We start from the raw sequence: 11,005 nt of genomic DNA, 5'->3' as shown, positions 1-11,005 counted from the left end.
GAGGTCATTATGTGTTTCATCCTCTCCTTAATCCTTTCCCACATGGAGAGAAGGTATTAAGTATAAAAAAACCGAGGTTCATGCCTCGGTTTTTTATCTATATGTTATTAAAACTGGATCACCAGATAAGATAACATGCTCGCCAGTGACAGCATTGGAATATAGCGATAGACCTGTACAATTCCGTTTTCAAATGCAGAAGCCTGTTCCTGTTCAAACTGTACGACAGACGCTTTTAATGCTGACCAGAAGCATAGTACGAATAAGGTACTCATCATGCTAATGGCAAAGAAACCCACCATAATCTGGCTGCTGCCTTCAGTGGTCTGCCATAAATGCAAAATTCCCTGACTGGCTGGAAGAATGCTTAAAACCAAAAGAACAGATTTCAGCATCGACCAATGAAACTGGTTTATTTCATCCGACAATATTAATGCTTTCATACCATTCTCCTTTGGCTAAAAAAGGGCCATTAAGAATATTATGAGCTATTTTTTGTAAATAGAAAGTCTATATTTATTCACATTTTACGATAATTGTAATAGATAAATATGGGAATAATTCTTATTATAACTATCAAATCACTAATATTATAATAATATTATTAAATTCAATTGCTTATATTATATTTTATGATTGAGAGTTATTATCACTTCACCTAATATTGAAACAACCAATCAAGTGAAGTGATATATTCAATAACTCACTAATTTATAATAATTATCAATTAAGGTTGGTAATAAATATCAGCATCAGTTCCTTCGCCTCCTGCCTGCCCATCGGCACCAAAAGAATACAAGTCAAAAGCACGACCATTGGTTCCCGGAATCACGTATTGCAGGTCATTATCCCAGCTGTCTTTTGGATAACCCCCTTTCACATAGCCACCTGGCAACCAGTTCTTCGCTGTTGCTGGCTGATTTACCAGCGCATCCAGACCACCTTCCTGCATGCTTGGATATTTGCCATTATCCAGCTTATATTGATCCAGTGAACCCGCAATACTTTGCAACTTAATGACTGTGGTATCCACTTTAGCCTTTTCACCGCGTCCCATTACATTTGGAACAATCAGCGCTGCAAGTACGCCAAGAATAACAATAACCACCATTACTTCAATCAGGGTAAAACCTGAGGCACGATGGGCACGTAACTGGCTCACACGTACGGTAGGTTCAACAGCTGTAGTTGAAGGGTCTATGGCTTGATTTGGATTCCTTTTCATTCAATATCTCTCATTCATCTTTAGAAAGTTCAGGCACTTTCAATTCTTCGTAGACGTTACACATGTTATTTAAATCATATTATTCATATTCACGATTGGCAGCATCACCGCGATCACAATTACCAGCACAATACTGGCCATAAGTACTAGCATCAGCGGCTCCAGAAGCGCGAGTAATGTCGAAATCAGCGTGGTCACTTCACGGTCCTGCATGGTCGATGCCCGTTCCAGCATACGATCCAGCTCCCCCGAGGCTTCGCCACTTTTGATCATTTGTACCATCATCGGGGGGAAATAACCACTACGTTCCAGCTGGGTAGCCAGGTTCCCCCCTTCAGTGACTTTTTCAGCAGCCAGATTAACCGAATCCCGGATCACCCAGTTATTACTTACCGCTGCTCCGATGCGTAAGGCATCTACCAAAGGTACACCGGACTGGGTCAGAATCGATAGAGTACTGGCAAAACGGGCAGCATTAATACCGCGTGATAATTTTCCGAATAAAGGTAGTTTCAGAGTTAGACGATCAAAAGCATAATGCCCAGCCGTTGTTCTTAAAAACCGTACCAGCAGAAAAATACCTACCGCACTCCCTATCAATAAAAATGGCCACGCGATCCGGATAAAATCGCTGGCTTTCATTAAAGTCACTGTAATCCACGGCAAGGCATCTTTGCTTTGATCAAAGGTCTTAACAATATCCGGTACCACATAGGTCATCAGGCCCATCACAATTGCAAAAGACATCAAGAGCAAAATAATCGGATAGATCATCGCCCCTTGAATCTTTTTCTGCATGGCGAAGCGGTTTTCGGTATAGTCGGCTAACTGATCCAAAATCAAATCCAAGTGACCAGAACGTTCGCCGGCCGCAATGGTGGCAATATATAGTTCTGGAAAACGTCCAGACTGTTGTAGCGCCTGAGCTAAGCTATGCCCTTCCAGCACTTTAGAACGTACTGACATCAGCAGATTTTGCACATGAACTTTTTCGCTCTGCTTGCCGACGGCGCGAATGGCTTCTTCCAGCGGAATTGCGGCAGCGACCAGTACCGAGAGTTGTCGGGTCATAAGGGCCAGATCATAAGCAGTAATGCTTTTTTCAAACCATTTGCGACGGTAATACTGGTCTTTTTTCTCAACCGGATCTACGGACACCGGAATCAGCGCCTGATCCCGAAGCTGTTGCCGGATTTGTCGTGCTGAATCCCCCTCAAGCACGCCTTTTTGCTGCTTCCCTGAAGCGTCAAGCGCAGTAAACTGATATGCAGGCATTGTAATGCTCTAATTTTCCAAAATTTTGCTTAACGCTGTTGCGTCAGACCATCAAAATCATTCATATTCTTCAATATAAATTATCTGCTCACTCTAACATAACTGAACTTTGAGCACGACGAAATTTCATCAGGACCCACTCTGTTACTATGCCAAATTCTGTTCCCGTTACTGCCCCTGTTTATCGTGTTCGTGTTGCAGTGCCGGTGCATCTGTTTGACTGTTTTGACTATAGCTTGAGTCAGGAACAATATCAGCAGGCAGAAGTGGGTGCCCGAGTCGCGGTTTCTTTTGGCCGGCAAAATCTGGTCGGCGTGATTACTGAAAAATTACCGCTAGATGCTCCGATTGATCCGAGCTTCAAACTGAAAGCCATCACCGAGCTCTTAGATGACCGTGCCATTATCAATTCCCAGGTTTTAAGTGTATTGACCTGGTCAGCACAGTATTACCAGTTTCCTATCGGGGAAGTGATCCAGACTGCTTTGCCGACCTTATTGCGTCAGGGCAAACCTTATAACCTGCTGGCCCGAAACTGGAAATTGCTGGATCATGAGGCTGAAGCCAAGGTTCGCCGTTCCGAGAGGCAACAGGAAGCCTATCGGATTCTAAAACTGCATCCGGTGGGAACAACTGAGAATCTCTTAAATCTGGCCGGAATAGAAACAGCGACTTTAAAAGCGCTCGAAAAAAAAGGGATTTGCGAATGTGTCCTGGAAGCACAGGATTTTAGCCCGCAACCTGTACAACTGGCCCAGATGCCATTAACGGCCAATCCGGAACAAAAACATGCGATTCAGCAAGTGCTGAAATACCGCAAGCAATATCAGGCCTTTTTACTCGATGGCCTGACTGGCAGCGGTAAAACTGAAGTCTATCTTCAGATCATGGAACAGGTACTGAAACAGGGCAAGCAGGTACTGGTACTGGTGCCTGAAATCGGACTGACGCCACAAACGATTAGCCGCTTTCAGTCCCGTTTCCATTGTCATATTGCCTTGCTTCACTCTGGCCTGAATGACAGTAAACGCTTACAAGCCTGGCAAGCCGCTGAAACCGGTAAAGCCTCCATTGTGCTTGGCACCCGTTCTGCGATTTATACACCGATGCCGAATCTGGGATTGATCATTCTGGATGAAGAGCATGACCTGTCTTTTAAACAGCAGGAAGGCTTTCGCTATCATGCCCGTGATGTGGCATTGTACCGGGGACATTTACAGCAATGTCCAGTACTCTTGGGTTCAGCAACACCCAGCATTGACAGCTATGCGCTGGTGCAGCAAGGCAAAATGCAGGTGCTGGAACTGAATCAACGCGCGGGTACAGCGCTAATGCCGAAAATCCATATTCTGGATTTAAAAGTAGCACCAAAGCAGCATGGCATCAGCCTGCATCTGATTGAAGAAATCAAAAAGCGCCTGGCCAAAAAAGAACAGGTGCTCATTTTCCTGAACCGTCGTGGTTATGCGCCCGTACTGATTTGTGGCAGTTGTGGTTGGCAGGCGCAGTGTCCGAACTGTGATGCCAATTTCACTGTGCACCGGCAACCTTATCAGCATCTGCATTGTCATCACTGCGGCACCATTCATCGTATGCCTGAACAGTGTCCGCAATGCCAGCATCAGGAGCTGGCAACTTTAGGCATGGGCACTGGAAAAGTTGAAGAACATCTGAATGAGCTTTTTCCAGATTTTGAAGTGATCCGGGTCGATCGCGACTCAACCAGCCGGGTCGGTAGTTGGCAAAAGATCTATGACAAGATTCAGAAAAGTGAGCCTGCGATTCTGCTCGGCACCCAGATGCTGGCCAAAGGCCATCATTTTCCTTATGTCACGCTGGTTGCAATTTTGGATATCGATTCTGGTCTTCTTAGCGTCGATTTCCGGGCCACAGAACGTACAGCACAATTGATCGTACAGGTCGCAGGTCGTGCAGGACGTGGGGAACATAAAGGGGATGTATATTTACAGACCCTAAGACCTGATCATGCGCTGCTGAATACCTTAGTCACTGAAAATTACCGCGCTTTTGCCAAGCAGACCTTGACCGAACGGCAAATCGCCCAGATGCCTCCTTTTCGTTATGCCGTGCTGATTCGCTGTGAATCCAAAGATCAGGCACAAAATACTGAATTCTTACAGAAACATGCTGCTCTGCTCAGGCAATATCCCGATCTGGTGCTGGATATCTGGGGTCCCATTCCTGCCCCGATGGAACGTAAGGCCGGACGCTATCAATCCCATATGGTGCTATTGTCCGCAGACCGTGCCCGTTTGCATTATTATGTCCGTAGCTGGTGGCAAAACCTGTTACAGGATAAGCCATCCAATATGAAGCTGACACTGGATATTGATCCACAAGAACTCAGCTAAAAATATTGAGCCCATCTTCATTTGATAAAGGCTCAACTTTAAGACTGGATGAAAATAAAATTTAAGGCGGAAAAATGTCGATACTGTTACAAATAGCGCTGGTTCTGGCGATTGCACTGTTCATGGTGCCACTAAGCCATAAACTCGGACTGCCAACAGTGCTGGGCTATTTACTGACAGGTTTAATCATTGGGCCGAGTGCCTTAGCGCTGATCTCTGCGCCTGAGGTGATCCAGACTTTTATTCAAATCAGCCTGTTAGCCCTGATGTTCTGGATTGGTCTGCAACTCAGACCACAACGAATTCTTCAGCTTGGGCAACCCCTGTGGTTTATGGCCATTTTACAGGTACTGAGCACGACCCTGATTTTTGGCCTGCTGGCCTGGTTCTTTCTCGATCAGAATCTGGTTTCCAGCATTGTCATCGGACTGGCAGGCAGCCTTTCTGCCATGACATTAGTCACCCAGTTCCTGAACAATCAGCAACAATTGGCGACCAGTTATGGTCAATCCGCTTATGCCAACACCCTGATTCATGCACTGATAGCAATTCCCATCATTGCAGCGATTCCGCTCTTTGCAGGCGTCAGTTCAACAGAACATGGCATAGCTTATTTTGCTGCCATGATGGCTACCTTTACCGGTTTATTCCTCTGTAATCGCTATTTCATGCAACCGCTTTATCGCTGGATTGCCAAAAGTGGGCGTCATGAATTGCATAGCATTGTTGCCATTGTCATTTTCCTGGGCTTACTAGTCCTGATGGATACGCTGGGGCTGAATCTGTACCTCGCAGCATTATTTGCTGGCATGTTACTGGCAGATTCTGATTTCCGGATTTCGGTCGAAAAGGGTCTCCAGCCTTTTAGCGGCTTATTGATTGGGTTGGCTTTTATCAGTCTGGGCATGTCATTGCAGTTTGCCGATGTACTGACTCAACCCGTATTGATTATTGCCGGAACACTTTCGCTGATCCTGATTAAATTTGTGATTACCTTAGGATTGGCACGTTATTATCAGCATAGCTGGCGCAACAGTACGCTACTGGCCGCCAGTGTGGCACAAAGTGGTGAGTTCGCTTTTCTGGCACTCATCATTGCACTTTCGCAGCAGATCATTACTCCACCCCTGCTCTCCCCATTGATGTGGATGGCAAGTTTATCCATGCTACTTACACCGGCATTTTACTGGTTATTGCATAACCAGATTCTGCCACGACTGGATCGGCAAAATCATTTGGCAGCGACCTTTGACATTGAAAGCCTTCCACCCAATACTGCACCGATTCTAGTAATTGGTTTTGGCCGTTTTGGCCAGATTATTGCCCGTATCTTGCTGCAACAGCAGCAAAAATTCAGTGTCATGGACAGCAATATCGAAGCAACTGAATTGCTGACCTCTTACGGTATTACCTTCTATCAGGCCAATGCGACTGAGCCAGAGGCTTTAGCTCAGGCACATCTGGATACGGTTCAGCATGTGATTGTCGCCATTGATGATATTGAAGATTCACTGCTGACCGTCCGACATCTGCGATTAAATTATCCTGATATGTCTTTATGGGTACGGGCACGTGACCGGCATCATGTCCATTTACTTCAGGAGCTGGGCGTGGAACAAATCTGGCGAGAAACCTATGCTTCTGCACTAGAACTCAGTCAGTGTCTGTTAGGTCAGTTGAGCGGACTGTCTGAAGAGCAGGCGCAACAAAAGATCCATGAGTTTCATACTCACGATGAAAACCTGCTCAATCGTCAATTTCAACCAGATACGGAGAGCCCGTTTAATTCCGCAGGCTCAAGGAATACACTGGCAGAACTGGAGCATCTTTTTGCTCAGGATCAGCTAAAAAAAATATCGGAACAGGATACGGACACGCAACAGGACAACAACGCTTCAGGAATTGATGCCATAAGAGATGATCTGGCATAACTTGTGTTTTACAATAATGCCACCATTAAAGCAGGGTTATGGAGAATTTTATGTCTGATTTACGCCAACGCTTTTTTATTGAAGATAGCCCTGTTCGTGGTGAAGTGGTGCATCTTGAAGAAGCTTTACAAACAATTTTGGCCCAGCGTGACTATGCGCCTGCAGTAAAAATCCTGTTAGGTGAAATGCTGAGTGCCACTGCACTATTGGCCAGTACCCTGAAAATTAAAGGGCGTATCAGCCTGCAAATTCAGGCTTCAGGCACATTTAAATGGGCAATGGCTGAATGTAACCATCGCGGTGAAGTACGTGCACTGGCGGATTACGAAGAAGATCCGCATTTTCAGGCAGCAGAAGATAGCAGCACAGTTTTAAAATCACTGACTAATCCAGTGCTGTTTATCAATATCGAGCCTGAATTTGGTGAACGTTATCAAGGTATTGTTCCGCTTGATCAGGAAAATCTGGCTGGCTGTCTGATGCAATATTATGACCTGTCTGCCCAGATTCCGACACGTATCGTGCTGGCCAGTGATAACAATCGTGCAGGTGGTTTGCTGATTCAACTGCTACCGCGTAACAGTGAAGAAGAACAACGCCGTGTCGATGAAGACTTATGGCCACGTCTGACCATGCTGACTGAAACATTAAAAACAGAAGAACTGGTCACTCTGGATGCCAATGAAATTCTCTATCGTTTATATAACGAAGAAGAAGTGCGCTTACCAGAAGTAGAACATTTGCAGTTTGGCTGTACCTGTTCTAAAGAACGTTGTGCGATTGCCTTACAGCAGATTGGTGTAGAATCGGTTCGTGAAACTTTAGAATTCCAGAATCCAATTGAGATGGACTGTCAGTTCTGTAATAGCCGTTATATCTTTACGGCTGAAGAAGCTCTGAGCTTGTTTGGCGAACACCTCAGTTAATAACAGCCCCTGTTCGACTCGAAAAAGCACTCAATATTGAGTGCTTTTTTCATTTTATATTTTCATAAAATATTGACCAAAATTTCTCATAAAAAAAAGACAAGTGTACTTAATTTCAAGCTTGCCACATGATTAAAATTTGCACACCGATAGAATCAGAAGATCAACGGTATTTTCAAAGTAAAAAAATCAAAAAATAAGTGGAAGATTTTAAATGAAATTTCGATATTTAATGGGTGTGATGTTATGTACTGTGCAGAGCTTCAGCTATGCAGCCGAAATCACGGGGACATGGAAAGCCATTGATGACAAAACAGGCTATGCACGTGCTGATGTTGAAATCAGTAAACTCAATGATGGTACTTATCAGGGTAAAGTTGTTCGTATCCATGCCATTCCAAATCGTCCTGCACATACCCATTGCTCTAAATGCAAGGGGGCACTGAAAGACGTACCTATTCTGGGACTATCTGTCTTATCAGGTCTAAAACCAAATCCAGAAAAGAAAAATGAATTCGTTAATGGATCAATTCTCGATCCACTAACCGGCAATATCTATAAAAGCAAGGCAACTCTGAATTCCCGAGGCAATGTGCTGACGCTTCGTGGCTATGTAGGTACACCCATGCTCGGACGTACAGTATCCTGGGTGAAAGTCGAATAAATCTCATTTTTTATAAATTCTCATCTGCAAGCTGTCTGGCCAGATCAAAGGCTTGGACAGCTTAAAATCATTATCTTTCTCCCATTCCTTATCACGGAAATAATTACTCATTCTCATCAGGATGAATGAACGTAATTTTTAACTCATATTCATTTTTCTTAATTTAATATGATTATTGACTAGTATTTAGTGTATTTTTCACGCTATATTAATCCCATAATTTTTTTATGCCTTTAAGAAATTAAATATATTTCCAATAGCATGGGGTAATGTGGCAATGAGATTCAAACTGCTTTGTTCTATCATTCTTACAGCAGCAAGCGCCATCAGTCTATCTGCTTTCGCCAACAGTGACCCATTACTTGGCCACTGGAAAACCATTGATGACCGTACCGGTTATTCCCTGGCAGATGTGGTGATTAGTAAGGATGCTCAGAACCGCTATATTGCCAAAATTGTGCATGTCCGTGAGATTCCAGGGGCAGCTCGACAGCAGACTTGCACTCTATGTAAAGGTGCATTGAAAGATCAGCCGCTCATCGGACTCACAATGCTTAAGGGACTGAGCAGTCATCCCGACCATAGCAATGAATTTATCAACGGCACTCTGCTCGACCCGGTTTCTGGACAGCTTTATCAGGCCCGTGCCCGCCTGAAAAATAATGGCAGGCATCTCGCCATTCATAGCCGTGCTGAAGGTGCACCGGTCGGACGCAATATGACCTGGATTAAAAACTAGTTTCGAATTCAGATGATTAAGAAAAGCTCCTTAGGAGCTTTTTTATTTTTACGTCATGTGATATTTCACATGAATTCATTAATCTTATGCCAATCTCATCACATTTTATACTATTGATTTTGTTACATTTTATGAATAAATTAGAGTAATAAATCTAATACGAATAATCATTGATCAACAGGCATGTTATGAAGAAAATTTTAAATCGCTTAATGATGGGGATCACATTGGCAACAGCAGCAGGTTTAAGCTTTGCTTCTGAAGATCCACTACTGGGGAAATGGAAGACTATCGATGATCAATCCGGTTATTCTCGTGCTGATGTCGAAATCCGTAAAAAACCAGATGGCAGCTATGAGGGAATTATCGTAGAAACCCGTAGCCTGCCAGGTGCAGAAAAACTGGGAATCTGTAGCAAATGTCCAGGACAGCTTAAGAATAAACCATTTATTGGCTTACCATTTATCTGGGATTTTAAGGCAGACCCCAAAAAACCTCGCGAATTCCATGATGGCAAGATACTTGATCCAATCAGCGGTAAAGTTTACAAAGGTAAAGCACGTTTAAGCGCCAATGGCAAACGCCTGACCCTGCGTGGTTATGTAGGCGTTTCGGTTATCGGACGCAGTGTTACCTGGATAAAATACTAATTTTTGTCAGTTTTCCATGCCCCTGTTTCAGGGGCTTTTTTAATGGTTATGATTTGAAACAATTAAGTACAAATAAAAACTGTTTCCCTTAGCCCAAACTCATAATAATGAATTGAAGACGGTTATTTTTTATTCACACAATGATCTATCTTCAGCTGCAATCCAATCTGCTAAGGACTCTGAAACGGAGTATTCATGCGACATGTATTCCTCAATTGATAGGCATGGGTAAATGTGTGTTGCAAACAGCGGATGGTTTGCAAATGACAGATAAAACTATAAAAACAGATGCCCGCCTAGATCTTTGTTTCCCTGCTCAGACTGAGCTGTTCAGGTTCAAGCAGGATTTCCATAGGATAGGAGTTCCTCTTCTAGGCAGGATGCTGGTTCAACTAGCATTCCATACCGTTAGGGCACAGCGCAGCGGCCATAAAATATTATGGCATTCCCCTACTTCAGGACGACCTTCCTTTCTGAATGTCTCAAGCCTGGCTGTTTAAGGAGTAGAGCTATGACTACAATTCAATATAGAGAAAACTTTTCCAACGGTTATATCCCCTCTGAAATCATGGATGATCGTACCTTTGATTTGTTCCACTTTTCTGAAGCATGTGGCCAAAGTCCGGAATGGGTGATGCAACTCATTGAACATGGAATTTTGCCGAACCGTTCTAAAACGCATCCAGGTACCTTCCTTGGGGAAGATATTACTCGAGCACAACGCGCTTACCGTTTGCAGCGTGATTTTGATGCTTCCTTTAGTGCCGTTGCCATGATGCTGGATCTCATTGATGAAGTGCAGGAATTACGTCGTGAGGTGAAACATCTGCATTTCAAGTAATGCCCTTTAATGTCCGGTCTGCATGAGTTAGATCAATGCGGACTAGGGCATATTTTGCTTTTTTCTTTTATTTTTTGAGTGATAAATATCCCTATGAAAACCAAAGACTGCAATAAAAAGATCAAATATATGTTCCCAGAATACCGTGATTTAATTGTGCAATTACGCGAGGAAAATCCGTACTTTGCCCGACTATTTGAGGAACATAGTGAATTGGACAAACAGATTAGCCAGCTGGAACTCGATCCAGTCAATCATATCAATGATGATATCGATGCGATTAAACGCAAAAAACTAAAACTCAAAGACGAGATTTATCGCATGCTGAAAAACTCTGAAGCCGATCCGCTTACCTGAATGAGAGCAGCTTTCTCAACCAAGA

General features: G+C 43.8%; 11 protein-coding genes. 8 read left to right on the top strand and 3 right to left on the bottom strand.

What is annotated here, in order from left to right; all coding sequences use genetic code 11:
- Nucleotides 1-107: 107 nt before the first annotated feature.
- The 3 genes from AC4MBN_RS01370 to gspF form a co-directional block, all read right to left on the bottom strand.
- Nucleotides 108-443 carry a hypothetical protein gene (locus AC4MBN_RS01370; protein ID WP_104426673.1) on the bottom strand — a complete coding sequence of 112 codons (336 nt, stop codon included), beginning with the start codon at nt 441-443 and terminating at the stop codon, nt 108-110.
- Between the two features lie 284 nt (nt 444-727).
- Nucleotides 728-1,111: a type II secretion system major pseudopilin GspG gene (gene gspG, locus AC4MBN_RS01365; RefSeq protein ID WP_240904185.1), complete on the bottom strand. Its 384-nt coding sequence runs from the start codon at nt 1,109-1,111 to the stop codon at nt 728-730.
- Nucleotides 1,112-1,294: 183 nt separating this feature from the next.
- Entirely contained in the window at nt 1,295-2,500 is a 1,206-nt protein-coding gene (gene gspF, locus AC4MBN_RS01360; RefSeq protein WP_491880528.1) for a type II secretion system inner membrane protein GspF, read from the bottom strand.
- Between the two features lie 149 nt (nt 2,501-2,649).
- On the opposite strand from gspF, the gene AC4MBN_RS01355 reads away from it, so the two are divergent.
- The 8 genes from AC4MBN_RS01355 to AC4MBN_RS01320 all read left to right on the top strand — a co-directional run bounded on the left by AC4MBN_RS01355 (nt 2,650) and on the right by AC4MBN_RS01320 (nt 10,980).
- A complete protein-coding gene (locus tag AC4MBN_RS01355; protein WP_180011868.1) occupies nt 2,650-4,872 on the top strand; it encodes a primosomal protein N' in 2,223 nt (740 codons plus the stop codon).
- Between the two features lie 74 nt (nt 4,873-4,946).
- The gene (locus tag AC4MBN_RS01350; RefSeq protein WP_491880527.1) at nt 4,947-6,803 is read left to right on the top strand and encodes a cation:proton antiporter domain-containing protein; all 1,857 of its coding nucleotides are present in this window, start codon (nt 4,947-4,949) and stop codon (nt 6,801-6,803) included.
- 50 nt (nt 6,804-6,853) lie between these two features.
- Nucleotides 6,854-7,729 carry an Hsp33 family molecular chaperone HslO gene (hslO, locus tag AC4MBN_RS01345; protein WP_159123419.1) on the top strand — a complete coding sequence of 292 codons (876 nt, stop codon included), beginning with the start codon at nt 6,854-6,856 and terminating at the stop codon, nt 7,727-7,729.
- Between the two features lie 214 nt (nt 7,730-7,943).
- Nucleotides 7,944-8,393: a DUF2147 domain-containing protein gene (locus AC4MBN_RS01340; protein ID WP_491880526.1), complete on the top strand. Its 450-nt coding sequence runs from the start codon at nt 7,944-7,946 to the stop codon at nt 8,391-8,393.
- 277 nt (nt 8,394-8,670) lie between these two features.
- Nucleotides 8,671-9,132 carry a DUF2147 domain-containing protein gene (locus AC4MBN_RS01335; RefSeq protein WP_491880525.1) on the top strand — a complete coding sequence of 154 codons (462 nt, stop codon included), beginning with the start codon at nt 8,671-8,673 and terminating at the stop codon, nt 9,130-9,132.
- Nucleotides 9,133-9,320: 188 nt separating this feature from the next.
- A complete protein-coding gene (locus AC4MBN_RS01330) occupies nt 9,321-9,782 on the top strand; it encodes a DUF2147 domain-containing protein (RefSeq protein ID WP_419375055.1) in 462 nt (153 codons plus the stop codon).
- 511 nt (nt 9,783-10,293) lie between these two features.
- On the top strand, nt 10,294-10,623 hold the full coding sequence (locus AC4MBN_RS01325; protein WP_004781729.1) for a chaperone modulator CbpM: 330 nt from the start codon (nt 10,294-10,296) through the stop codon (nt 10,621-10,623).
- Nucleotides 10,624-10,716: 93 nt separating this feature from the next.
- Nucleotides 10,717-10,980: an HP1242/YdcH family protein gene (locus AC4MBN_RS01320; RefSeq protein WP_004781728.1), complete on the top strand. Its 264-nt coding sequence runs from the start codon at nt 10,717-10,719 to the stop codon at nt 10,978-10,980.
- Nucleotides 10,981-11,005 lie beyond the last annotated feature (25 nt).

It is taken from the genome of Acinetobacter sp. CAU_H_60 (genome assembly GCF_058599385.1).
This window is presented reverse-complemented; position numbering and strand designations above follow the sequence as displayed.

Excerpts from the sequence above, each read along its gene's own strand:
- AC4MBN_RS01340 (WP_491880526.1), top strand. The coding sequence starts at position 7,944 with ATGAAATTTCGATATTTAATGGGTGTGATGTTATGTACTGTGCAGAGC.
- gspF (WP_491880528.1), bottom strand. The coding sequence starts at position 2,500 with ATGCCTGCATATCAGTTTACTGCGCTTGACGCTTCAGGGAAGCAGCAA.
- AC4MBN_RS01320 (WP_004781728.1), top strand. The coding sequence starts at position 10,717 with ATGAAAACCAAAGACTGCAATAAAAAGATCAAATATATGTTCCCAGAA.
- AC4MBN_RS01355 (WP_180011868.1), top strand. The coding sequence starts at position 2,650 with ATGCCAAATTCTGTTCCCGTTACTGCCCCTGTTTATCGTGTTCGTGTT.
- AC4MBN_RS01350 (WP_491880527.1), top strand. The coding sequence starts at position 4,947 with ATGTCGATACTGTTACAAATAGCGCTGGTTCTGGCGATTGCACTGTTC.
- AC4MBN_RS01370 (WP_104426673.1), bottom strand. The coding sequence starts at position 443 with ATGAAAGCATTAATATTGTCGGATGAAATAAACCAGTTTCATTGGTCG.
- hslO (WP_159123419.1), top strand. The coding sequence starts at position 6,854 with ATGTCTGATTTACGCCAACGCTTTTTTATTGAAGATAGCCCTGTTCGT.
- AC4MBN_RS01325 (WP_004781729.1), top strand. The coding sequence starts at position 10,294 with ATGACTACAATTCAATATAGAGAAAACTTTTCCAACGGTTATATCCCC.
- AC4MBN_RS01335 (WP_491880525.1), top strand. The coding sequence starts at position 8,671 with ATGAGATTCAAACTGCTTTGTTCTATCATTCTTACAGCAGCAAGCGCC.
- gspG (WP_240904185.1), bottom strand. The coding sequence starts at position 1,111 with ATGGTGGTTATTGTTATTCTTGGCGTACTTGCAGCGCTGATTGTTCCA.
- AC4MBN_RS01330 (WP_419375055.1), top strand. The coding sequence starts at position 9,321 with ATGAAGAAAATTTTAAATCGCTTAATGATGGGGATCACATTGGCAACA.